Origin of the sequence: Luteibacter sp. W1I16 (assembly GCF_050434905.1) — a bacterium.
Taxonomy (GTDB): domain Bacteria; phylum Pseudomonadota; class Gammaproteobacteria; order Xanthomonadales; family Rhodanobacteraceae; genus Luteibacter.
Genome location: NZ_JBNDJJ010000001.1, coordinates 1,868,571 through 1,892,909, shown reverse-complemented (window position 1 = coordinate 1,892,909; position 24,339 = coordinate 1,868,571). Strand labels below are relative to the sequence as shown.

General features: G+C 66.8%; 17 protein-coding genes. 9 read left to right on the top strand and 8 right to left on the bottom strand.

Going from position 1 to position 24,339, the window contains the following annotated elements:
- The first annotated feature begins 150 nt into the window (after nt 1–150).
- The gene (locus QFZ41_RS08420; protein WP_371023874.1) at nt 151–1,344 is read left to right on the top strand and encodes a DesA family fatty acid desaturase; all 1,194 of its coding nucleotides are present in this window, start codon (nt 151–153) and stop codon (nt 1,342–1,344) included.
- Nucleotides 1,345–1,523: 179 nt separating this feature from the next.
- Here the strand turns inward: QFZ41_RS08420 and rpmG are convergent, their stop codons facing one another.
- Together rpmG and rpmB are read right to left on the bottom strand one after the other, a co-directional pair.
- On the bottom strand, nt 1,524–1,688 hold the full coding sequence (gene rpmG / locus QFZ41_RS08415; protein WP_036109728.1) for a 50S ribosomal protein L33: 165 nt from the start codon (nt 1,686–1,688) through the stop codon (nt 1,524–1,526).
- A gap of 12 nt (nt 1,689–1,700) precedes the next feature.
- The gene (rpmB, locus tag QFZ41_RS08410) at nt 1,701–1,937 is read right to left on the bottom strand and encodes a 50S ribosomal protein L28 (RefSeq protein ID WP_089981369.1); all 237 of its coding nucleotides are present in this window, start codon (nt 1,935–1,937) and stop codon (nt 1,701–1,703) included.
- A gap of 303 nt (nt 1,938–2,240) precedes the next feature.
- Between rpmB and secB the strand changes: the two genes are divergently transcribed.
- The 3 genes from secB (at nt 2,241) to QFZ41_RS08395 (ending at nt 6,903) form a co-directional block, all read left to right on the top strand.
- The gene (gene secB / locus QFZ41_RS08405) at nt 2,241–2,732 is read left to right on the top strand and encodes a protein-export chaperone SecB (RefSeq protein ID WP_306848085.1); all 492 of its coding nucleotides are present in this window, start codon (nt 2,241–2,243) and stop codon (nt 2,730–2,732) included.
- Nucleotides 2,733–2,735: 3 nt separating this feature from the next.
- On the top strand, nt 2,736–3,773 hold the full coding sequence (locus QFZ41_RS08400) for an NAD(P)H-dependent glycerol-3-phosphate dehydrogenase (protein ID WP_429198348.1): 1,038 nt from the start codon (nt 2,736–2,738) through the stop codon (nt 3,771–3,773).
- Nucleotides 3,774–3,894: 121 nt separating this feature from the next.
- Nucleotides 3,895–6,903, top strand: a complete 3,009-nt coding sequence (locus QFZ41_RS08395) for a DEAD/DEAH box helicase (protein ID WP_429198347.1) — start codon at nt 3,895–3,897, stop codon at nt 6,901–6,903.
- Nucleotides 6,904–7,056: 153 nt separating this feature from the next.
- Here the strand turns inward: QFZ41_RS08395 and glk are convergent, their stop codons facing one another.
- On the bottom strand, nt 7,057–8,097 hold the full coding sequence (gene glk, locus QFZ41_RS08390; protein ID WP_429198346.1) for a glucokinase: 1,041 nt from the start codon (nt 8,095–8,097) through the stop codon (nt 7,057–7,059).
- 224 nt (nt 8,098–8,321) lie between these two features.
- Between glk and QFZ41_RS08385 the strand changes: the two genes are divergently transcribed.
- From QFZ41_RS08385 to QFZ41_RS08375, 3 genes are all read left to right on the top strand, one after another.
- Nucleotides 8,322–9,416: an ABC transporter ATP-binding protein gene (locus tag QFZ41_RS08385; RefSeq protein ID WP_429198345.1), complete on the top strand. Its 1,095-nt coding sequence runs from the start codon at nt 8,322–8,324 to the stop codon at nt 9,414–9,416.
- An 82-nt stretch (nt 9,417–9,498) separates the two neighbouring features.
- On the top strand, nt 9,499–10,488 hold the full coding sequence (gene hemB, locus QFZ41_RS08380; protein ID WP_429198344.1) for a porphobilinogen synthase: 990 nt from the start codon (nt 9,499–9,501) through the stop codon (nt 10,486–10,488).
- Between the two features lie 155 nt (nt 10,489–10,643).
- A complete protein-coding gene (locus QFZ41_RS08375) occupies nt 10,644–12,452 on the top strand; it encodes a monovalent cation:proton antiporter-2 (CPA2) family protein (RefSeq protein ID WP_429198343.1) in 1,809 nt (602 codons plus the stop codon).
- Here QFZ41_RS08375 and QFZ41_RS08370 read toward each other — a convergent pair whose 3' ends face one another.
- Both QFZ41_RS08370 and QFZ41_RS08365 read right to left on the bottom strand, forming a co-directional pair.
- Complete coding sequence (locus QFZ41_RS08370; RefSeq protein ID WP_429198342.1) at nt 12,453–15,884, bottom strand: ankyrin repeat domain-containing protein; 3,432 nt, start codon at nt 15,882–15,884, stop codon at nt 12,453–12,455. It lies immediately after the preceding gene.
- A 90-nt stretch (nt 15,885–15,974) separates the two neighbouring features.
- Nucleotides 15,975–16,277, bottom strand: a complete 303-nt coding sequence (locus QFZ41_RS08365; RefSeq protein ID WP_429198341.1) for a YcgL domain-containing protein — start codon at nt 16,275–16,277, stop codon at nt 15,975–15,977.
- Nucleotides 16,278–16,512: 235 nt separating this feature from the next.
- Here QFZ41_RS08365 and QFZ41_RS08360 point away from each other — a divergent pair, with 235 nt between their 5' ends.
- Nucleotides 16,513–17,940: an OmpP1/FadL family transporter gene (locus QFZ41_RS08360; RefSeq protein WP_429198340.1), complete on the top strand. Its 1,428-nt coding sequence runs from the start codon at nt 16,513–16,515 to the stop codon at nt 17,938–17,940.
- 69 nt (nt 17,941–18,009) lie between these two features.
- On the opposite strand, the gene QFZ41_RS08355 is transcribed toward QFZ41_RS08360, so the two are convergent.
- The 3 genes from QFZ41_RS08355 to trxA all read right to left on the bottom strand — a co-directional run bounded on the left by QFZ41_RS08355 (nt 18,010) and on the right by trxA (nt 21,858).
- Nucleotides 18,010–19,380 carry a glutamate--cysteine ligase gene (locus QFZ41_RS08355; RefSeq protein WP_429198339.1) on the bottom strand — a complete coding sequence of 457 codons (1,371 nt, stop codon included), beginning with the start codon at nt 19,378–19,380 and terminating at the stop codon, nt 18,010–18,012.
- A gap of 169 nt (nt 19,381–19,549) precedes the next feature.
- The gene (gene rho / locus QFZ41_RS08350; protein WP_429198338.1) at nt 19,550–21,370 is read right to left on the bottom strand and encodes a transcription termination factor Rho; all 1,821 of its coding nucleotides are present in this window, start codon (nt 21,368–21,370) and stop codon (nt 19,550–19,552) included.
- Nucleotides 21,371–21,531: 161 nt separating this feature from the next.
- Nucleotides 21,532–21,858, bottom strand: coding sequence for a thioredoxin TrxA (gene trxA, locus QFZ41_RS08345; RefSeq protein WP_429200203.1), 327 nt, complete (start codon nt 21,856–21,858; stop codon nt 21,532–21,534).
- Nucleotides 21,859–22,291: 433 nt separating this feature from the next.
- Between trxA and QFZ41_RS08340 the strand changes: the two genes are divergently transcribed.
- Nucleotides 22,292–24,136, top strand: a complete 1,845-nt coding sequence (locus QFZ41_RS08340; RefSeq protein ID WP_429198337.1) for a DEAD/DEAH box helicase — start codon at nt 22,292–22,294, stop codon at nt 24,134–24,136.
- Nucleotides 24,137–24,339: the final 203 nt, after the last annotated feature.

Here is a 24,339-nt window from a genome sequence, read left to right as displayed (position 1 = left end):
GGGATGTCATCCGGCGATTGTGCGGAATGGGCTCGCGATCCCACAACAACTCCTTTCACAATTTGCCGTTTTCCGTGCTGGTGGGTATGGATGTTGCTGGTTAGACTGGACTTGTATACCTCCTTTCACTTCCCGCGCGGTACCGACTCGATGCTCGACACCCTGCTCGATTTCCTGGCCAACGGACTCACCCGCGCAAGCTGGGGCGAGATGCTGGTCTATCTGCTCGTGGTCACGCAGCTCACCATCTTCACGGTGACGCTCTACTACCACCGCAGCGCGACCCACCGTGGCGTGGATTTCCATTGGACCCTCAACGGTTTCTTCCGTTTCTGGGGCTGGCTTACCACCGGCATGGTGGTGAAGGAGTGGGTGGCCATCCACCGCAAGCACCACGCCAAGGTGGAAACCGAGGAAGACCCGCACAGCCCGCAGATCGCCGGCATCAAGAAGGTCTTCCTGGACGGCGTGGCGCTCTACCGCGAGGCCAGCTACAACAAGGCCGACATGGAGAAGTACGGCCGCGGCACGCCGGACGACTGGTTCGAGCGCAAGCTGTTCGGCAGTCACCCCTACTGGGGCCCGACGCTCATGGCCATCATCGACATTTCGCTGTTCGGCGTGATCGGCCTCGCGATCTGGGCAGTGCAGATGATCTGGATCCCCTTCTGGGCGGCTGGTTTCGTCAACGGCATCGGCCACTGGTGGGGCTATCGCAACTTCGAGAGCTCCGACAAGGCGACGAACATCTCGCCCTGGGGCTTCTGGATCGGTGGCGAAGAACTGCACAACAACCACCATGCCTTCCCCAGCTCGGCGAAGTTCGCCCTGCGCAAGTGGGAGTTCGATATCGGCTGGGCGGCGATCTGCAGCCTGCGTTTCCTGGGCCTGGCCAAGGTGTTGCGTGTCGCGCCCACCCTGAACATCCGCCCGAACGTGCACCTGCCCGATGCCGAGACGCTGAAGGGTGTGCTGACCCTGCGTTTCCAGGCCACCACGGACTATTACCGGAACGTGATCCTGCCGACGATGCGCGAGGAAATGGGCCAGGCCGGGGACAGCATCAAGTCCGTGCCGCGCCGCCTGCGTCGTGCCCTGGCCGACGGCGGCCGCTGGCTCGACAACGATGCTCGCGAGCGTTTGCAGGCCGCTCTGGCGAATCGTCCCGCGCTGCGCACCGTGTGCGAGTTCCGCGCCCGGCTCGTGGCCCTGATGGAAGAGCGTGGCGCCGACAAGTCGCTCAAGGCCTTGCAGCAGTGGATCGTGGAAGCCGAGCAGAGCGGCATCCGCTCGCTGCAGCAGTTCGCTCAACGCCTCAAGGGCTATTCGGCGGTGGGTGCGTAACCCTCCCGCCTAGCCTGAATCACCGAAAACCCCGCCTCATGGCGGGGTTTTTTTTTTGATCCTCGCAAATGTCGCCCGCCGCTTCCCACCCGGGCGAGGGCTCATACGGAGCCACAAAAAAACCCGCCGTGAGGCGGGTTCTTCGAAGTCAGGGAACGCTGCGCGTCGAACGCGGTGCGTTACTTGATCTTGCCTTCCTTGTATTCCACGTGCTTCCGGACGACGGGGTCATACTTCATGAAGACCATCTTTTCCGGCGTGTTCTTCTTGTTCTTCGTGGTCGTATAGAAATGACCGGTGCCCGCGGTGGAAATCAGGCGGTGCTTATCGCGCTTGCTTGCCATGGTTCGATCTCCTTAGATCTTTTCGCCGCGGGAACGGAGGTCGGCCAGCACGGCTTCGATGCCGTTCTTGTCGATGGTGCGCAGCGCGTGGTTGGAAACGCGGAGCTTCACCCAGCGGTTCTCGCTGGCGACCCAGAAGCGGCGCTCGTGCAGGTTCGGCAACCAGCGGCGACGGGTCTTGTTGTTCGCGTGCGAGACGTTGTTACCGGTCTGCACACCCTTATTGGTGACTTGGCATCTACGGGCCATGGTGGCCTCCTCTAGATTCGTTGGACCATCCTTTGGCCAGGACGGCGACGGCCCAGCCGCGACCCGGGAAAGGGGTCGCCACGCGATGGCTGGCGGGTGGAGCGCTTCCGCCGATGGGGCCCGCATCGCATGACGGGCCTGCCCGACGTGTCGGGTCGGCATAGGGAAGCCGGGCATTCTCTCAGAATCCCACAGGTCTGCGCAAGCCGGACTGTGCGGCGCGACGGGTTGTGTGAAACAATCCCCGCTTTCGTGCCAGTGGCACGCAATCAGCCCACACGACGCCTTTTCGAGGACCACGCAATGGCAGAAATCACCGCCAACGGCCAGGCCGGCCAGCCGCAGCTCGTGCTGCAGAAGATCTACGTGAAGGATGCCTCCTTCGAAGCCCCGAACGCCCCGCAGGTCTTTCAGGAAATGGGCGAGACCGAGGCCCAGCCCCAGGTCCAGCTCAACCTCGGCCACAAGGCCGTCGACCTCGGCAACGATCTCTTCGAAGTCGTGCTCAGCCTCACGCTCACCTGCAACCTGGGCGAGCGCACCGCCTATCTCGCCGAAGTGCACCAGGCTGGCATCTTCGGTATCGGCGGCTTCACCAATGACGACCGCGACGGCATCCTGGGCTCGTACTGCCCGAACCTGCTGTTCCCGTACGCGCGCCAGATGGTGTCGTCCATGATCCAGGAAGGCGGTTTCCCCCCGTTCCTGCTCCAGCCGATCAACTTCGACGCCCTCTACGCCGAACAGCAGCGCCAGCAGCTCGAAGGCGCCGGGGCCCATCCGCTCAACAGCTGATCGATGAGCTTCACTTCCCGACCCACCGTCGCCGTACTCGGCGCCGGGTCATGGGGCACCGCGCTGGCCGCGCTCCTGGCCCGCAACGACGTTCCCACGAGGTTGTGGGGACGCGATGCGGAAGCCCTGGCGGCCATGGCGTCGGCGCGACGCAACCTGCGTTACCTGCCGGATCTCGATCTGCCGCCGGAACTCACGTACGAGGCCGATCTCGCCACCATCCTGCGTGGCGCGGACATCGTCCTGCTGGTGGTGCCGAGCCACGCGTTCGCGGCCTTGCTCGACCAGATCGTGCCGCTCCTGGAGCCGGGCGCGAAAATATCGTGGGCCACCAAGGGTTTCGAGACCGGCACCGGGCGATTCCTGCACGAGCTGGTCGACGAGAAGCTGCCCGGCCGTCCCGCGGCGGTGGTCACCGGTCCTTCGTTCGCCCGTGAGGTCACCGCCGGCCTGCCCAGCGCGGTGACGGTGCACGCCACGGACGAGGCCTTCGGCAAGGAGCTGGCCGTGCTCCTGCACGCACCGAATTTCCGCGCCTATACCGGTAACGACATCCTCGGCGCCGAACTCGGCGGGGCGATGAAGAACGTGCTCGCCGTGGCCACCGGTGTCGCCGACGGCATGGAACTGGGCCTCAATGCGCGAGCCGGCCTGATCACCCGCGGCATGAACGAGATGCTGCGCCTCGGCGTGGCGCTCGGTGCCCGCGCGGAAACCCTGATGGGTCTCGCCGGTCTGGGTGACCTCGTGCTCACGTGCACGGGCGATCTCTCCCGCAACCGCCGCCTAGGCCTGGCCCTGGGCAAGGGCATTCCGCTCGACGAGGCCGTGCGTCAGATCGGCCAGGTGGTCGAGAGCGTCGTCACCGCCGACGAAGTGGCGCGGCTGGCGGGATTCCACGGGCTGGACCTGCCGATCTCGTCGGCCGTACGCGCCGTGCTCCACGGCGAGGTCACGCCGGCGGAAGGCCTGCGTACGCTGATGAGCCGGGAGCAGAAGGCCGAGTATCCCGTCGACCTGTTCCCGAACCGCCGCGGCTGACCGCCCCGGCGCCTCGCGGCTCGCTGAACCGGGACGATCCACCGGGTAAAAAGTCCTACGAGTTCCTTCTCCCGCCTTTGCTAAGCTTCCTGTTTTGGTCGCGCGGGCGGGAACGCTACGGATGCATCAGCCGGACGACAAGCGCAGACGGAACGACATCGCGGGTTCGCTGCCGCAGGCGTGGCGGCGCGCGCTCGACGAGCCCGCCGCCGCGACTCCCGCCGATCGCACGGTGCTCGGCTTCTTCCTCGAAGGCGTCAACGACGACCATGAGCCAGCGGCTCATCTGGATGTCGCCCCCGTCCTGCTCACGGTGAGCGAGGACGGCCGCTATTCACGGCCCTTGCCGCTGGACAGCCGCCATCTTCCCGATACGCCGTTGACGGTGAACGAGAAACGTCTGGCGGCGACCTTGCTGGGCCTGCCGCAAACCTTGCGTAAGAGCCGCAGTTACGCTCGTTTCACCGGCGCGCTGGGCGACCAGCTGCTGGCCGAGGTGCTCGATGCCGCGCCGTGTTTCTTCGGGGGCGTGGCGGGCCTGCAACTGTCGCGTGGCAAGCCGCAGGCGCTGCGCTGGCGCTGGGGCCTGGAAAAGGACGGTAGCCAGAAGCTCCTGCCCGACGTGCCGTCGAGCCAGCGCCTGTTTCGCGTCGGCTCGCTCTGGTTCCTGGACGCCGAGCACGCCGAGGTGGGCCCGCTCGAGAGCGATCCAGCCGAAACCGCATGGCTCGACCTGCCGCCCTTGCCGCCGGAGCACACCGCCGCGTTCCGGGCGGAAATGGAATCGACGCGCATGGGACCGCGCGTGCCCGAGCCGCAGGTATTCAGCGAAATGCGCCGTGCGGAAGTCTCGCCGCGTCCCGTGCTGGTACTGCATGCCCTCACGCGCCACGCGCGGCTCGCCGCCGGCACGCCGCCGCTGGCCTACGGCCGGCTCGCGTTCGACTACGCGGGCGAGCGCCTGCCGGGGCGGGGCGGTGAGCCGCTGGTCCGGCGTGTGCGCAACGGTCTCCTCCTGGAGATCAGCCGCCGCCGTGCGGAGGAACTGGCCTCGATGGAAAACCTCGAGAACGCCGGCCTCAACCCCGCCGTGGATACCGAGGGCCTGCCCTGGGACATGGCCGACACCCTGCCCGACGATGCCTGGCTCTTTCCCGGAAAGGGCTACGCGGGCGCGCTGGAAGTGAATACGCCGGCCCGCTGGCTGGCGCTGCGGCCGAAGCTCGAAGCGGATGGCTTCGTCCTCGAGTACGCGCCGAGCTTCCCTTTCGAGGTGCTGGAAGGGCCGGTGCGCTGGTATGGCCAGGCGCATGAGGATGACGCCGACCGCGCCTTCGACCTGGAAATCGGCATCGAGATCGAGGGCAAGAGGGTGAACCTGCTGCCCGCCGTGGCCCAGGCCCTCGCCGAACATCAACTCAGCCTCAGTCCTTCGCCGGGCGAAGCCGAGGATTCCGTCTGGTACGCTCCGGTGGACGAGCGCCGCCGCGTGCCGGTTCGGCTGAAGGAATTGCGCGGTCTGCTTGCTCCGTTGGCCGAATACCTCGAGAAGCCGCGCCAGCAGTTGCACCTGCCGCGTGTGCAGGCCGGCCGCCTGGAGGAACTGGCGCAGGCGTTGCCCAGCGGGGGCTCGTTCGAGGCCCCGGAGCGCCTGCGGGGCTTCACCAAGCGTCTGCGAGAAGCGGCCGAGCGGGCCAGTGACATCGTCCCGGCCACCCTGCGCGCGGAACTGCGTCCTTATCAACGTGACGGCCTGCGCTGGATGAACGCGCTAGCCGAAGCCGGTACGGGAGGCGTGCTCGCCGACGACATGGGCCTGGGCAAGACCTTGCAGTTGATCACCCACCTGCTGGCGCTCAAGGAAAGCGGCGGGCTCACGTCGCCCGCGCTGGTGGTGGTGCCGACCAGCCTCGTGCCCAACTGGATATCCGAGGTCGCACGGTTCGCACCGGACCTCACGCTCCTGGCCCTGCACGGCCCGCAACGCGCGGAAACCTTCGCGCGGATCGCGGAACACGACGTGATCCTCACCACGTACGCGCTGTTGCCGCGCGATGTCGAGACCTTGAAGAAGCAGGCCTTCTCACTGGTCGTGCTCGACGAGGCCCAGCAGGTGAAGAATCCGCGCACGCAGGCGCGCCGTGCGCTGCTCACGCTGAAGGTGCCTCGTTGCCTGTGCCTCACCGGCACGCCGCTGGAAAACCACCTGGGTGAGTTGTGGTCGCAGGTCGATCTCGCCGTGCCGGGCCTGCTGGGCGATGAAGGCGCCTTCCGCCGGCACTATCGCCTGCCGATCGAGAAACACCAGGACATCGAATGCCAGGAACGCCTCAATCGCCGCATCGCGCCGTTCATCCTGCGCCGCACGAAGGCGCAGGTCGCTTCCGAACTGCCGGCGAAGACCGAGATCACGCGACGGGTCGTGATGGAACCGAAGCAGCGCGACCTCTACGAGAGCTTGCGCCTGTCCCTGGCGGAAGAACTGCGCGAGGTGATCGCGCAGCGCGGTATCGCGCACAGCGGCATCGTCGTGCTCGACGCGTTGCTCAAGTTGCGGCAGGTGTGTTGCGACCCGCGGCTGGTGAAGCTCGAAGCCGCGCGCGGCGTACGTGACTCGGCGAAGTTCGAACTCCTGATGGACATGCTGCCCGCGCTTCTGGCGGAAGGCCGGCGCGTACTGCTTTTCAGCCAGTTCACTGAAATGCTCAAGCTGATCGCCGGCGAACTCGATCGCCGCCGGATCAGCTACGTCACGCTCACAGGTGAAACGCGCGACCGCGCCGAACCCGTGCAGCGTTTCCAGAATGGCGAAGTCCCGCTGTTCCTGCTGTCACTCAAGGCGGGCGGTGTCGGCCTCAACCTCACCAGCGCCGATACGGTCATCCATTACGACCCGTGGTGGAACCCCGCGGCCGAGGCGCAAGCGAGCGACCGCGCGCACCGCATCGGCCAGGACAAGCCCGTATTCGTGTACCGCCTGATCACGGCGGGCACAGTGGAAGAGCGCATCGAGGAACTGAAGGCGCGCAAGGCCCAGTTGGCCGATGCCGTGCTCGAGGGTGGCGGCAGTCGCGAACGCCTCAGCTTCGACGAAACCGACCTGGACGCGCTGCTGGCGCCGCCTGCCTGATTCAGCCGTCCGCCTGATTCATTGGAGAGCCGAACCCTGGGGAAGCCGATCTTATCGGCGATCCCGGGGCAGCAGGTCAGGTCGAGGCAAGCACCCGTCGCCGACAAGGTCGGCTCCCACAAGAGCGTCCCTTCCGAGGGAAGGGCGACTGGCTCAACGGCGCAGCGGCGTGCCGCCAGCCTCGACGATAGCCAATGCGGTGCCGCCGATCAGGCCCGGTTCCGGGTTCATGATCGCCTGCGTCGGCACGACTTCCATGGTGTCGCGGAAACGGCCCTTGGCCTCGAAGCGCTCGCGGAAATTGCCCTTCTGGATCCACGGCAGGAGGATCGGCGTCATGCCGCCGGTGAGGTACACACCGTCCCATGCCCCCAGTGTGAGCACGAGGTCGCCCGCGACGCTGCCGAAGATGCCCGCGAAGGTTTCGACGGCGCGGCCGCACATGACGCAGCTTTCGTCCGTGGCGCGGCGGGTGATTTCTTCCGGCGTGATGGTTTCGTCCGGCTTCTGGCCGGAGATCTCGCAGATGGCGGTATAGAGGTTCACGAGGCCGGCGCCGCTGATCAGGCGTTCGTTCGAGACGCGTCCGTAGCGCAGGTTGAGCACCTTCAGGATCTCGATGTCCTCGGCGCTGTGCGCGGCGAAGCCGGCGTGGCCGCCTTCGGTCTGCAACACGCTCACCTTGTCGCCGCGTATCAGCAGCCCGCCGACACCGAGGCCGGTGCCCGGACCGACGACGACGAACGTCTGTTCTTCCTTGCTGCCGATCTTCGGGATCGCCGATTTGCCCACCTGAACCAGGTCGCGATGGCCGCTGGCGTCTTCCTTGTCAGTCATCAGCATTACCGCCATCGACTGCGCGGCGAAATCGTTCACCAGGTGGACCCATTCCAGGTCCAGCTCCTTGGTGAGGTTTTTCGCCGAGATGGCCCACGGGTTGTTGGTGACCTTCACCGTCTCGCCGTTGTCGATACGGCCTGCGGCGGCGATGATCGCGCGTTGCGCCTCGTGGCCGGTCTCCTTGAAATACTGTTTGGCCGCGTCGCCCAGGGAGGCGTAATCCTTCACGTGGTAGCGCCGGATGCTCTCCTGGATAAGTGGTTGATCTTCATCCGGATGCGCGATGCCGAAACGCACGTTGGTGCCGCCGAGATCGGCGAGCAGGGTCGGCGCCGGGGCGCTAACGTTGGCCATGTTGTAAAACCTGTCGTGTCACGGAAGCACTCAAGGGTGCCTCGCGCGGGGGCTGGCGTCTAGTGAGGACTTACCTTCTGGCTCTTCGGGGAGTCAGGGACATCCGACACGCGACGGTGGAAACCGACACTTTGATGTAAACGATTACGTCGGCAGAATACCGTATTGCCCGGATCGATGTCAGGCATCGCCTGACAGACCGGGACCCAACGGGAGAGTACGTGATGGCAGCCGTTCGCCTCGACAAGGTGCGCAAGGTATATCCGAACGGGCATGTGGCCCTGAAGGAGGCCAGCTTCGACATCGCCGACGGCGAATTGCTGGTGCTCGTCGGGCCCTCCGGCTGCGGCAAGACGACGCTGCTGCGGATGATCGCCGGCCTGGAGTCGATCTCGGGCGGCACGATGACGATCGGCGACCGCGTGGTGAACGACGTCCCGCCCAAGGATCGCGATATCGCCATGGTCTTCCAGAACTATGCGCTGTATCCACACATGACCGTCCGCGAGAACCTCGGCTTCGGCTTGCGTCTGCGTAATGCGCCGAAAGAGGAGATCGACCGCCGCGTGGCCGACGCGTCGGGCATGCTCGGGCTGGACGAGCGCCTGGACCATCGCCCTGCGGCCCTTTCCGGCGGTCAGCGCCAACGTGTCGCCCTGGGCCGTGCACTGGTTCGCGATCCGGCGGTGTTCCTGCTCGACGAGCCACTGTCGAACCTCGACGCCAAGCTGCGCCTGTCGACACGCGTGGAGATCGCGCGCATCCACCGGCGGCTCGGTGCCACCATGGTCTACGTCACCCACGACCAGATCGAGGCGATGACGCTCGGCCAGCGCATCGTCGTGCTGAACGGCGGGGTTATCCAGCAACTCGACACGCCCATGAACCTCTACAACAAGCCCGCGAACCTGTTCGTGGCGGGCTTCCTCGGCAGCCCGGCGATGAACCTGTTCCACGGCACGCTGCGGCGCGCCGATGGGCTGTGCCTGGAAATGACGAGCGGGTCGTTCCCGTTGGGGACCGACTCGCCCGTCCTCGCCGCACACCTCGACAGGCCCGTCATCGTCGGCATCCGCCCGGAAGACCTGCTGACGGTGTCGGATCACCCGGGTATCGCCGAGCGCCTGCATGCCCACGTGGATGTCGTCGAGCCGGTCGGCAACGAGGTGTTCCTCAACATGCGTCACGGCGATGACGAACTCGTCGCACGCGTGCCGCCGCACACGACGATCCAGCCGGGCGACGACGTGGCCCTGGGATTCCAGGCCGAGCGGTTGCACTTCTTCGACCCGGAAAGCACGGCGCGGATAGACGCCTGACGGCATGCGACGCTTTGCCCTCCGGCGTCGGGGCGCCAGGGAGTAAAATCACCGGATCGCCAACGCAAAGGCACGACGTCCCATGACCTTCCCCGCTGTCCGCATGCGGCGCATGCGCCGCGACGCTTTCTCCCGCGCCCTGATGCGCGAGAACGTGCTCACCGTGTCCGACCTGATCATGGTCGCCTTCGTCGTCGAGGGCGAGGGCGTCCGCCAGCCAGTGCCCTCGATGCCGGGCGTGGACCGCCTTTCGATCGATGAACTGGTGAAGCTCGCCGCGGAATGCGTCGCCCTCGGCATCCCCGCGCTGGCCCTGTTCCCCTCCGTGGACGGGTCGGTGAAGACGGAAGACGCACGCGAGGCCTGGAATCCGGAGGGGCTGTTCCAGCGCGCGACGCGCGAGTTGAAGAAGCGCTTCCCCGGGCTGGGCCTGATCGGAGATGTCGCCCTCGATCCCTACACCACGCACGGCCAGGATGGGCTGATCGACGAGAACGGCTACGTGATGAACGAGCCAACCGTCGATGCGCTCATCAAGATGTCGCTGGCGCAGGCCGGGGCGGGCATGGATTTCGTCGCACCGTCCGACATGATGGACGGCCGTATCGGCGCCATCCGCGAAGCGCTGGAAGATGCCGGGTACATCCATACGCGCATCCTCGCGTATTCGGCAAAGTACGCGTCCAGTTTCTACGGCCCGTTCCGCGATGCCGTGGGCTCCGCGGCCAACCTCGGCAAGGGTGACAAACACACCTACCAGATGGATGTCGGCAACAGTGACGAAGCCTTGCGCGAGGTGGAACTCGATCTCGCCGAAGGCGCCGACGCCGTCATGGTGAAGCCCGGCCTGCCTTACCTCGACATCGTCCGCCGCGTGAAGGACGCCTTCGGCGCCCCGACCTTCGTCTACCAGGTCAGCGGCGAGTACGCGATGATCAAGGCAGCCGCGCAGAATGGCTGGCTGGACGAGAAAGCCGTCGTGATGGAGTCGCTCCTGGCGATGAAGCGCGCCGGCGCGGACGCGATCCTCACGTACTTCGCGATCGACGTGGCGCGCTGGCTGAAGGGCTGAACATCGCCGACAGGGTCGGCTCCCACCAGGCCTGCTGCTTGGTGGGAGCCGACCCTGTCGGCGATAGCGTCGAAGAAGCGAAGGAAAGGGGATTCATGCAAATCCCACCGATGTCCCCGTGACATAATCCAACGCGATATTCCGGGAGTCGCAGGATGGATGGGCATCACTTTCTCGAGACGGCGGTCGTCTTCCTGCTGGCGACCGTGGTCGCCGTTCCGCTGACCAAGCGATTCCGGCTCGGCGCGGTACTGGGTTACCTGCTCGCGGGCGTGGTCATCGGCCCCTCGGTGCTGGGGCTGGTCAGCGACACCGAAGGCGTGGCCGCGATCTCCGATTTCGGTGTCGTGCTGATGCTGTTCGTCATCGGCCTGGAACTTTCGCCGTCGCGCCTGTGGGTGATGCGCCGCGCCGTGTTCGGTAGCGGCAGCCTGCAAGTGTTCGCCTGCGCGCTCGCGATCGGAGCGATCGGCTACTTCCTGTTCGGCCTGACCTGGAAGGCCGCCGTGATCGTGGGCGGCAGCCTGGCCCTGTCCTCCACGGCATTCGGCTTGCAGATCCTCGCCGAACGCAAGGAGGCCGGCACCGTCTACGGCCGGCAGGCTTTCGCCATCCTCCTCTTCCAGGACCTGGCCGCCATCCCGTTGATCGCCGCCGTACCGTTGCTCGGCGGCACGATCGCCCACGACGCGCATGCGCCGGACATCATGAGCGTCATCCGCGTCGTCGGAACGATCGTCGCCGTGATCATCGGCGGCCGCCTGCTGTTGCGCCACGTCTTCCGTTTCGTGGCCCGTGCGAAGAGCACCGAGGTGTTCACGGCCACCGCCCTGCTCGTGGTGATGGGCACGGCCTGGCTGATGGAACTGGCCGGTATTTCCACCACGCTCGGCGCCTTCCTCGCAGGCTTGCTGCTTGCCGATTCGGAATACCGTCACGAACTCGAATCGAACATCGAGCCCTTCAAGGGATTGCTGCTGGGCCTCTTCTTCGTCAGCGTGGGCATGTCGGTCGATCTGGGCATGCTGGTGGCGAAGCCCTTGCTCGTGCTCGGCATGGTGGCTTTGCTGCTCGCGGTCAAAGCCGTCCTCATCATGCCGCTCGGGAAGCTGGTAGGCGCGCTGACCACGGCGGATTCGGTCCGGCTGGCGGCCGTGCTCGCCTGCGGCGGTGAATTCGCCTTCGTGATCCTCAACCTCGCCCAACAGAACCGTCTCATCGACGGCGATCAGCGCGGCCTGATGGTGATGGCCATCTCGTTGTCGATGGCGCTGACACCGCTGCTCGTGCTCGCCGCGTCGCGCCTGGTGAATGAGCGGGTGCGCAAGCCGGACCGTGAGTTCGACGCCATCGAAACCGATACGCCCCGCGTCATCATCGCCGGGTTCGGCCGCATGGGCCAGATCGTCGCCCGTGTGTTGCGCGCGCAGGGTATCCAGTTCGTCGCGCTGGAGAGCTCGGTGGAACAGGTGGAAACCTCGCGCCGGTTCGGCGGCACCTCGCTGTTCTTCGGTGACCCCGGACGTCCGGAAATGCTACGCGCCGCCCAGGCCGACAAGGCTGAAGTCTTCGTCATCGCCACGGACGATCCCGAAGCCAACCTGCGCACGGCGCGGCTCGTGCGCCGCCAGTATCCGCACCTGAAGATCGTCGCCCGTGCGCGCAATCGCCAGCACGCGTTCCGGCTGATGGATATCGGCGTGGAGGATCCGGTGCGCGAGACGTTCTATTCGAGCCTGGAAATGACCCGCCACGTGCTCGAATCGTTGGACATGGCGCCCGATGTCGTCGAAAGCCGGATCGCCCGCTTTCGCAAGCACGACGATCAGGTGCTGCGAGCGCAGTACCTGGTGTACGACGACGAGACCGCCCTGGTGCAGACCACGAAGGAAGCGCTGCACGATCTGCAGCAGCTGTTCGAGGCGGACGCCGTGGAAGAGCGCGTCCGCGACGAGGAAAAGTGATCAGTCCGGCTGTGCGGGCTGGCGTAGCGTCTGTCGCACGCTGGGGATAGCGGCTCCCGCACGGCTGCCGAGTTCGTGCGCGATGTCGACATACCCGAGATGACGGGCCACGTCCGCGGCCGTGCGGCCAAACGCGTCCGCGGCGTTACGACTGGCACCCCGGTGCAGCAACAAGCGCGCGGGCGGGAGCAGGGCGTGCATGGCGCAGGCGTGGAGCGCGCTGACACCCCGGTGATCGGCATGCTCGATCTTCGCGCCCGCATCGAGCAGGACCGGCACGAGCGCACCCAGGTGCGTCGCATCGGCGCCGACGCCGGGACGCATGTGCGCACCGAGCAGCATGAGTAGCGGGGTCACGCCGTCCTTGTCGGCCTTGTTCACGTCGGCACCCTTGCCGATCACGGTATCCAGCAGGCGGCGCGCGCGCAGGCTGTCGCTGCTGCCGAAGCAGTACTGGGCGGCGGCATGCAGTGCCGTGTGGCCGTGGGCGTCCTCCGCGGAAGCGTCGGCGCCGGCGGCGAGCAGCATGTCGGCGATCTCGGGATAACCGAGCGTCGCGGCGATCATCAGTGCGGTGGCATTGCCCGGCAGGCGCTGATCGGCGGCGATGCCGCGTGCGAGCAGCAACTCCACCACCGCTTCACGCCGTGCATTCACCGCGGCGGCGAGGGGCGTCACGCCGGATGCCGCGGCCGCGGTGGGATCGGCTCCCGCCGTGAGCAGATGTTCCACGACATCGCGCTGGCCCGCACCGGCCGCGCGGAGCAAGGCGCTCGCGCCGTGGCTGTCGCGCGTGTCGACGGGAAAGCCGAGTTCCAGCAGGCGGTCGACCGCCTGTGTATCACCCGCCGCCGCGGCGGCGGGAAGATCGTCCGCCCGCAGCGCGCGGCGCGGGAGCTGCCACGACGGCCAGCTCAACCAGCGTTCGACCTCGCCATGGCCGATGCCCAGCCCGTAAGGAGTCTCGCCATTGACGTCGGCGGCTTCGGGGTCGGCACCATGGGCGACCAGGAGGCGGACCAGTGGCAAGCTTTCGCCACCCTGTTCCAGCGCGGCGTGCAGGGGCGTGCGGCCGCCGGTGTCACGCGCGTTCGGGTCCAGGCCACGCGCAAGCAAGGCGCCGAGCAGGGCGACGCGGCCGGTGGCCGCCGCCATGTGCACGGGCGTACGGCCGCGTGCGTCGGGGCCGAATGGGTCAGCGCCTGCTTCGAGCATCGCCAGGGTCAGTCGCTCGTCAGCACCTTCCAGGCGGCACACCGCCTGCCCGAGCAATCCTGCGCCAGCCGGCGACGCGCCCGCGCGCATGAGCTGGAGCAGTGCGTCGGCGGAATGCGGCAGCTGGGGTAACAAGGCGTCGAACAACCGGCGGCCGAGCGTGCCTTCCTCGTCGGCGAGCGTGGCGAGCCGTGCTTCGGCCGTGAGGCCATGGTCGAGCAACCAGGCCCGTGCGGCGTCGAAACCGGCGCCGGCGAGATCCACGTAAAGCGCGGCCAGCTCGTGCGCCGGCCATTCGCGCACCTTCGTCGCGAAGGTGGAGGCGACGGCCCAATGACCGAATCGCAGCGCGTCGTACAAGTGCGGCGGCGAATCGGCACCGGCTTCCGGCACCACCGACTCACTGAGCGAGGTCGGCAACGGCGTTTCGGGATCGAGCAAGGCGACGAAATCCCAACGCCCGGTGGCGGCGGCATGGTCCAGGGCGCTGCGACCGTCCGCGCCGGCTTCCTTCGGTTGCGCGCCCAGTGCGAGCAGGGCGCGCACCGTGGCGGCCTGGGCGCGCGGCGACTGGCAGGCGAGGGTGAGCGCATCGCGTCCATGCCCATCGCGCGGCGCGGCGTCGGCATGAGCGTCGGCAAGCAGTTGCACGATGCCATGCGCGCCCGCTCGGGCGGCTTCCATCAGTGCCGTGGTGCCATGACGGTCGGCGAGGTTCGGGTTGGCATGGGCCTGGAGCAGGGCGCGCGCGATCTGTTCGTGGCCTTCGGCGGCGGCTGCGATCAACGCCGTGCGGCCGTGCGCGTTCGCGGCATTCACCGGCGCCTTGTGCCGGAGCAATACGCGGACGCCTTCGCTGTCGTCGTCGGCGATACCGGCTGCCGCCACGAGCGCGGGCTCGCCGCCCACGGGTGCCGGCTTCGCGCCGTGCTCGAGCAGGAAGCGCACCAGTGCCCAGTTCGCGGCACGGCAGGCGATCGCCAGCGGCGTGTCGCCAGCGGCGTTCACCGCATCCACGGGAGCGCCTGCGTCGAGCAGCATCGCGGCGACCGTCGGCTCCGCGCTGAGCACGGCCCCATGCAATGGCGTATTGCCTTCCGCGTCGGTGCCGGCCGCGTTGGCGCCGTTGGTCAGTAGCGTAAGCACGGCTTCGGGGCGGCCGTGCCAGCTGTCACGGCTCGCGGCCAGCAGCGCGGTCATGCCGTTGTGGACGCGATCGACCTGTGCCCCTTTCGCGATGAGCGCACGAAGCAGGCGGATGTCCGGTGAGAGGGCGGCGAGGGTGAGCACGGGGCGCTGGTCGCGGTCGCCCGGCTCCGCGGCGGTGTTCGGATCGGCCCCGGCTTCCACCAGGGCCACCGCGCGTGCGATGTCACCTTCGCGGGTCGCCGTCAGCAGGGCGCGTTCGCGTACACCAGGCTGGCTTTCCTCGTTGCTGAGCACGGGGATGGGGGCCGGTACGGCAGCGACGGGGGGCGAGTCCACATCGCGCCGCGGTTCCGCGCGCGCGGTGCGGATGTGTCCCCGGCGGTCGCAGAGCAGGGCACGCAAGGTACGGTTGGCGATGACCATGCAGCCCAACGGCAGGAGCACGACTGCATAGATGCCGAGCGCCGCGAGACGCATCTCCGCCGGCAGCACGCCATAGAGGCCCGACAAGGCCACGGCGCTGAAGGCCAGCACGAGCAGGCCCAGGGCGGCCGGAAGGAAGTGCGAGAAGAACCGGTCTTCCGCCGAGAGGTGGCGGCCGAAGCTGATCGACCGGGCCATGGCGGTGAATATCCACGAGCCGTCGCCACCCTGGGCGGGATAGGCGTCGTCCCACAGAAACACGAGGCCGAAGGCGGGCCAGACCCGCCACAGCGCGGTCAGGGCGACCACCAGTGTCGCCGCGAGAAGCAGCGCCGCGCCGAGGCTCGGCGCCTGGGTCAACTTCAGTAGCGGCCACGCCACCAGGATGAACACGACGAACGTGTAGGCCGTGAACATGACGACGTAGGCGGATCCGCGGCGCAGGACCGTGCGCAGGTAGCTCGGCTCGGGATCGAAGCCGATGGCGTGGCACACCGCGCTCATCGCCAGCGCGTTTGCCAGCAGCAGGGGAATCAGCGCGAGCGGCGACGCCGTGAGTCCCGCGCAGGCGACGGCCATCAGGGCGGGAAGGAACCAGGGCAGCGCCTTGATCAGCGGCGGTCGACGACGTTTGGGATTGGCCATGCGCAGGAGTATACGGAGCGGAAACCGCCCACGCGGTAACGCCGCGTTAACCCGCGCTGCACGTCTTGTCCATGCGGGGATTCGGCGTTGTCAGGCGCGGACGACGATCTGGTCAGGATCGATCTCGCGGTTATGGTTCGGCTGGTTGCAGACGCTGAGCGTTTCGTTGGGCGGTGTCTGCATATGCCAGCCCTGGCCGGCGAGGTTCGCCAGCACCCGCTCCGAATCGTCGTGGGGCAGGCGGCGCTGCGGCGTGAGTTCCACCTCCAGCACGAAGCTGAGCTCACCCAGCAGGAGGACGAGCGGCTCGGGGAGGACATCGAAGCCCTCGCGGCGGGTGAGCCAGACATAGGTGTCGGGTTTGCGCTGACTGGCGTAGACGAAGCAGTGCATGACGGCAGGTCTCGCTGGCGGCGTGAGTTCCTACCGTAGCAAAACACCGCCCTTTCGGGGGCCTCGTAAGCGGTAACCGTTTCATCTTTGTTGCATTAGCACTTGCAAAACCGCCGTCAACTCGTCCAGAGTTCGCAGCCAGATTGTTAAACGCGCGTATGAAAAGGGGAAAGTTTTACGCTTTCTACGCGCTTTACGTCGCCCCCGAGCAGAACAAAAGCAGGAGCCACTCCGCATGCAGAAGCTGAACCTTTCGACCCGTCCGCTGGCCATCGCCGCCCTTTCGCTGGCCATTGCCGGTGCGTTGGTGGCTCCGCAGGCCGCCCACGCCAGCGCCTTCCAGCTGAAGGAAAACAGCGCCAAGGCACTGGGCCGCGCATTCGCCGGCTCCACCGCCGCCGGTGACGACGCCTCAGTGATCGTCAACAACCCGGCCTCGATGTCCATGCTCAAGGGCAACGTGTTCCAGGCCGACGTGACCGGCATCAATTTCAGCACCAAGTTCCACGGCACGGCCACGGACGCGCAGGGCCGTCCGATCAGTGGAGGCAACGGCGGCGAAGCCGGCACCACGATCCCGGTCCCGGCGATGTACTTCGCGACCCAGGTCAGCGACCGCGTGCACCTCGGCCTCGGCCTGACGGCGCCGTTCGGTTTCAAGACCGAATACGATTCCGACTGGAAGGGCCGCTACAACGGCATCAAGTCGGACTTCAAATCGTTCGACGTGACGCTGTCGGCCTCGTTCGACGTGACCGACGACTTCGCTGTCGGCGTCAGCGCCATCGCGCAGAAGACGAGCGCGGAACTGACCAGCGCGATCAACTACAACACCGTCGGCCTGGGCCTGATCCAGCGCGCCGCGGCCGCTGGCCAGCTGTCCCCGGCCGTCGCCCGTGCGCTCGCCGCCCAGTACGCCGCGGTCGTGCCGCCGGGCAGCGATGGCTACGCCAAGATCAAGGGTGACGACTGGGCCTATGGCTGGCAGGTCGGCGGTCTGTGGAAGCTCACGCCCAACGATCGCATCGCGCTGAACTATCGCAGCAAGATCAAGCACAACCTCGAAGGCACCGGCAACTTCACGATGCCGACCAACGTCACCGCCGTGCTGTCGAACCCGACCGTGGGCGCGCTGCTGGGCAGCGGCCAGCCGCCGTTCACGCACACCGACGGTCGCGCCGGCTTCACCACGCCCGCGATCGCCACCGCCAGCTTCTGGCATCAGGACGAGAAGTTCGGCCTGGGCTTCGACCTGTCGTGGACCAAGTGGGATTCGTTCAAGGACCTCACGGTCAACTATTCGAACCCGAACCAGCCGTCCACGAGCGAGAACTACAGCTGGCGCAACAGCTGGTTCGCCTCGGTCGGTGGCGAGTACTACCTCGACGACAAGTTCACCCTGCGCGCCGGTGTGGCCGTGGACAGCACCCCGACCTACGACGACACCCGCTCCCCGCGCGTGCCGGACTCGACCCGCAAGTGGGTGGCCTTCGGTCTCGGCTACAAGGCGACCGAGCGCTTCGAGATCAACGCAGGCTACGCGCACATCTTCGTGAACAATGCGCACATCGCGGGCGTGTCGAGCTCGACGGGCGATCGTCTGGTCGGCGAGAACGACGACAAGGGCAACCTGCTGAGCGTGTCGGCCCGGTACCAGTTCTGATCGCTCCGGCGATCGGCTGATAGGAAGTCAAAAAAAACCTCCCCGGCGACGGGGAGGTTTTTTGTTGCTTCAGTAGGCGTATTCGTTGAAGACCGGGTCGACGCTCTCGTTCCACTCCTTGTGGAACCGTTCCAGCTTCACGTCGGCCTGCGTCTTGCCGGAGATCGCGATCTCCATCAGGGGCTCGAGGTAGATCGATTCATCCGCGCCGCGGTTCCCCAGCTGGTTGCGACGCTTCAGGCCCGCCTCGGAAATCTTCAGCGCTTCCAGCGAAAGATCGCGCACGGTGTGGCCGCGGAAGCGCAGGTCCAGTGCTTCTTTCGGCACGCCGTCGCGCAACGCGTGGCGCTCGGCCCTGCTGAAGTCCTTTACCAGGTCCCACGCCGCGTCCAGGGCGACATCGTCGTAAAGCAGGCCGACCCAGAAAGCGGGCAGGGCACAAAGCGAGTTCCACGTGCTGGTGTCGGCGCCGCGCATCTCGAGGTACTGCTTCAGGCGTACCTCGGGGAAGGCCGTGGTCAGATGGTCGGCCCAGTCCTTCATTGTCGCCCGCACGCCGGGCAGCGCCGGCAGTTCGCCGCGCATGAATTTCTTGAAGTCCTGTCCGGAGAGGTCGACGTACTGGCCGTCGCGATAGCTGAAGTACATCGGTACGTCGAGGATGTAGTCGACGTAACGCTCGTATCCGAAGCCATCCTCGAAGACGAAATCGAGCATGCCCGTGCGGTCGCCGTCGGTATCGGTCCAGACGTGCGAGCGGTACGACTTGTAGCCGTTCGGCTTGCCCTCGGTGAAGGGTGAATTGGCGAACAGCGCCGTTGCGATCGGCTGCAAGGCCAGTGCGACCCGGAACTTCTTCACCATGTCCGCCTCGCTCGCGTAGTCGAGGTTGACCTGGACGGTGCAGGTGCGGGTCATCATGTCGAGGCCGAGCGAGCCGACTTTGGGCATGTACTCACGCATGATCTTGTAGCGCCCCTTGGGCATCCAGGGCATCTGGTCGCGGCGCCACTTCGGCTGGAAGCCCATGCCGAGGAAGCCGATGCCGAGTTCCTCGGCCACCGAGCGGACTTCCTTCAGGTGGTTCGTCACCTCGTCGCAGGTCTCATGCACGGACCTCAGTGGGGCACCGGACAATTCCAGCTGGCCGGCAGGCTCCAGCGTGATGTTCGCCATGCCCTTGGTCAGCGCCACGGGCGTCTCGCCCTCGCGGGCGATGTCCCAGTCGAAGCGGGATGCCATGCCCTCGAGCACCGCGCGGATGCCTGGCCGCTCGCCCACGAAGGGTGGCGGGGTCAGGTCATCCGTGTAGAAGCCGAATTTCTCGTGTTCCGTACCGATGCGCCAGGCCTCGCGCGGCTTCTCGCCCTCGGCGAGGTAGGCGACCAGGTCGTGACGGTCGCCGATCGGCGTGCTCTTGGCGGCGCTGGGGATGGACACGGACTTTCCTTGACGTTGGGCTTTGGGCCGGTAGCCGCTCCACATGGGGGCGCACATCCACCCCCAAAAGGGATGGCCGGCGGCGCAGCGTAGCAAAAGCCGCTGGGCGGGGCGCGGATACGAAGAGGCCGCCCATCGGGCGGCCTCTTCGCAATATCCCGTGGAGCGCTCAGCGCTTCATGGAATTGAAGAACTCGTCGTTGGACTTCGTGTTCTTCATCTTGTCGAGCATGAACTCCATCGCGGCCAGTTCGTCCATCGGATGGAGCAGCTTGCGCAGGATCCAGATCTTCGCGAGCAGGTCCGGATCGATGAGCAGGTCTTCGCGGCGGGTACCCGAGCGGTTGATGTCGATCGCCGGGTAGACACGCTTCTCGGAGATGCGGCGGGACAGGTGCACTTCCATGTTGCCGGTGCCCTTGAACTCCTCGTAGATCACCTCGTCCATCTTCGAACCGGTATCGGTCAGGGCGGTGGCGATGATGGTGAGGCTGCCGCCTTCCTCGACGTTGCGCGCCGCGCCGAAGAAGCGCTTCGGGCGCTGCAGGGCGTTGGCGTCGACGCCGCCGGTGAGCACCTTGCCGGAGCTGGGCACCACGGTGTTGTAGGCGCGGGCGAGGCGGGTGATCGAGTCGAGCAGGATCACCACGTCCTTCTTGTGCTCGACCAGGCGCTTGGCCCGCTCGATCACCATCTCGGCGACCTGCACGTGACGGACGGCCGGCTCGTCGAAGGTGGAGCTGATGACTTCGGCGCGAACGGTGCGGGCGATCTCCGTGACTTCCTCCGGACGTTCATCGATCAACAGCATGATCAGGTGGACGTCCGGGTGGTTGTACTGGATGGCCTGGGCGATGTTCTGCAGCATCATCGTCTTACCGGATTTCGGCTGGGAGACGATGAGGCCACGCTGGCCGCGGCCGATCGGGGCGACGAGGTCGAGGATGCGGCCGGTGATGTCCTCGGTGGACCCGTTACCGCGCTCGAGCTTGAACGACTTGCGCGGGAACAGCGGGGTGAGGTTCTCGAACAGGAGCTTGTTCTTCGACGCCTCCGGCGGATCGCCGTTGATGTCGTCGACCTTGAGCATCGCGAAGTAGCGCTCGCCTTCCTTCGGATGGCGGACGCGACCGGTGATGTAGTCGCCCGTGCGCAGGTTGAAGCGCCGGATCTGGCTGGGCGAGACGTAGATGTCGTCCGGACCGGCCAGGTAGGACTCGTCGGCCGAGCGCAGGAAGCCGAAGCCGTCCTGCAGGATCTCGAGCACGCCCTCGGCCCAGATGCCGCCACCGGAGCGGGCGTGCGCCTTGAGGATGTTGAAGACGACGTCCTGCTTGCGCTGGCGCGCCACGCCCTCGCGGACACCGAGGGATTCGGCAAACTCGAGCAGCTGGATGGCGTTCTTGCGCTTGAGTTCGGTCAGGTTGATCAGGCGATCGTTGCTGCCGGCGTCGGCATTCTCGTCGTCGTCGACCGGATAGCCGTTGTTGTTGCGCGGATGCTGGTAGTTACCGCCACCGCCACCGCCGCCACTGGTGTTACCCGGGCTGCCGCCACCACCGCCACCCTGGCGCTGCTGGTTGCGCTCGTTGCGACGGCGTCGGCCTCGGCCGTCACGCTCGTTGCGGTCGTTGGCGCGATTGGGGTTCTGCTGCGGGTTCGGGTTGTCGCCCCGCGCCTGCTGCGGGTTGTTCGGCTGTCCGCCACCCTGGGATGCTCCCTGGTTGCCGTCACGCGGCTCGTTCTGCGGCGTGGGCTGCTGCTGCGTGTTACCCAGCTGGAGTTCGGCCTGCGGGGCCGGCGGAAGCGGTGGTGGCGTGGGTGGGGGCATCGCCGCCCGGGCCGGAGCCGGCGACGGAGCGCTCGTCTCTACCGCCGGAGCCTCGGCCGAAGCCGGCGCCTTGCGACGGGTGCGGGGACGCGGTTCGGTCGCAGGCTGGTCGCCGGCGCCCTTGGCGTCGATGGAATCTTTGGTTTCGATATCGGACACGGGCAAACCTCACGGGGCGCCGTTGAAAGAAGAATGGGAGAGGGTTCGCGACGTGGGGGACAAGCGGTGTCCCGGCGAACTCCTGAAGCCTAGCATCGCGTGAGGCGCGGCGTAAAGCGCCTCACGCGGCGGCTGAAGTGAAACGTACAGCTTTAAGACGATCAGATCGCCTTCTGGATCATCTGGTCGAGCTGGCTCTTGCCGACGGCGCCGATCTGGGTCGCCTCGACCTTGCCGCCCTTGAAGACCATCAGGGTGGGGATACCGCGAACACCAAACTGGCGCGGGGTATTCTGGTTCTCGTCGATGTTGATCTTCACGATCTTCAGCTTGCCGTCGTACTGGTCGGCGAGCTGGTCCAGGACCGGGGCGATCGACTTGCAGGGACCGCACCACTCCGCCCAGAAGTCGAGCAGAACAGGGGTGTCGGAATCGAGGACGTCCTTCTGGAACGCAGCGTCGCTCGTGTGGGTGATCTTTTCGCTCACCGGGATCTCCAAGGAGGGGTTAAGGGGGTTGACGACCGTGACGCCCGCATCGGCTACACTAAGGAGCCCCATGTCGCGGGTCCAACCGGAACCGAAGGTCTTGGCCATTGCAGCCGGCGGCCCTCATTCCAACCCAACTAGGGGCGCGATTCAAGCGATTCAAGGGCGCCGACGGGATGGTTCTCGTTGACATAGGTGAGCACGCTCGCGCTTAACAGCCTTTTCACCTATGCCAGCGGGAACCCTCGGGTCGCGCGCCGCCGCCTCCGGCCATCGTGCGCCGGGCGCGTCGTATGGCCCCCGGTCTGGCAACCGGCGCCTGCCGACTCTCCCGTGACGCCGCCGACCGGATCCCCCACCGCCCCGCGGCCCATTCCTGCCGCCGGGGCGACGCCGCGTATGCGCGGCGCGAGACTCCAGGTCACTCATCCACATGTCCCAAACCGTTCTCACCGACGTCTTCTACGAAAACCTCGACCTCCATCCGCTTCTCCAGCAGGGCCTCGCCGCCGCCGGGATCACGCGTTGCACGCCGATCCAGGCGCTGACCCTGCCGATCGCCCTGACCGGCCGCGACGTCGCCGGGCAAGCCCAGACGGGCACCGGCAAGACCTTCGCCTTCCTGGTCGCCCTGATGGACCGCCTGCTCAAGACTCCGGCCCATCCGGATCGCAAGGATTCCGATCCGCGCGCCCTGATCATCGCGCCGACCCGCGAACTGGCGATCCAGATCGAGAAGGACTTCCAGACCATCGGCAAGGCCACCGGCCTGCGCAGCGCCCTGATCTACGGCGGCGTCGACTACGACAAGCAGCGCCAGCAACTGCGCGACGGCTGCGACATCATCATCGCCACGCCGGGGCGCCTGCTCGATTACTACAAGCAGGATGTCTTCGGCTTCGGCAGCGTCGAGGTCATGGTCATCGACGAAGCCGACCGCATGTTCGACCTCGGCTTCATCAAGGACGTGCGCTTCATCTTCCGCCGCCTGCCGTCGCGCGAGGCGCGCCAGGTGCTGCTGTTCTCCGCCACCCTGAGCCACCGCGTGCTCGAGCTCGCGTACGAGCACATGCACGAGGCGGAAAAGCTCGTGGTGGAGACCGAGAACGTCACCGCCGATCGCGTTCGCCAGGTGGTCTACTTCCCGTCGAAGGAAGAGAAGATGCCGCTCCTGCTCAACCTGCTCGAAGAGAGCAAGACCGAGCGCAGCATCATCTTCGTCAACACCAAGGCCGCCGCCGAGCGCATCACCGACCGCCTGAAGCGGCACAACTTCCGCGTCGGCGCCATCTCCGGCGACGTGCCGCAGGTGAAGCGCCAGAAGCTGCTGCAGCGATTCCAGGACGGCCAGATCGACCTGCTCGTGGCGACCGACGTGGCCGCCCGTGGCCTGCACATCCCGGCGGTCAGCCACGTGTTCAATTACGACCTGCCGCAGGATGCCGAGGACTACGTTCACCGCATCGGCCGTACCGCGCGGCTCGGCGCCGAGGGCGATGCGGTCAGTTTCGCCTGCGACCTCTATGCCATGGGCCTGCCCGACATCGAGGCCTATATCAACCAGAAGATTCCGACTGCGTCCATCGAGGCGAAGATGCTGGTGATGCCGCCGCCGCGTCCGCGCGCGGATGGCGTGCAGGATGAAATCGACGACCCGAACGACAATGATGGCCACATTCCCACGCGCGGCGCGCCGCCGGAGAAGGGTGGCCGTGGCGGTCGCGATAGCCGCGGCGGCCCGCGTTCCGGTGAGCGTTCGGGCAATCGCGAGCGCCGCCCGCGCCCGCCGCGCGAAGACAGGCCGGCGGCCGCAGCGGACGCGGTCTCGACCGAAGTGCCGATGAAGACCGTGGTCGTCGCGGAAACGGTCGCCGAACTTCCGGCCGCCGCCGAAGCGATGGCCGATGCCTCCTCGCCGAAGAAGCGCCGCCGTCGCGGCGGTCGTGGCCGAGGTGCCCGTGAGGGTGCCGAGGGCGGCAACGAGGGCCTCGCCGGCAGTGCCGGTAACGGAGCGAGGCCGCGCAACGGCGGCCGCGCAGGCTCGAACGGCGGCCGCGAGGCCTCGGCGACGGGCGATGGCGCCTCGACACGGTCCTCGGTCAAGCCACAGCAGTCCGGTGCTCCGCGGCATGCGGAAGGCCAGCCGAACCCGAACCGCCGCCCGTCGCGACAGGTAACGGCGAACCGGCCGGCGGCCACGCCTGCCACCGCGGCTCCGCCCGCCAAGGAAAAGGTCGGCCTGCTGCGCCGTATCGGCCGTTTGTTCGGCGGGCGCTGAGGCAAGCACCCTTCGCCGACAGGGTCGGCTCCCACCGAGCCGACCCCACCGAGCCAACCCCGCCGAGCCAACCCTGTCGAGCCGGCCTGGTGGGAGCCGACCTTGTCGGCGATCCCGCGGCAGCGGGCCAGCCTGATGCAAGCACCCCATCGCGCCTGAAGCGGCTCCCACAATGAAGCGGCGGTTGGCTGAACCCAGTCGGG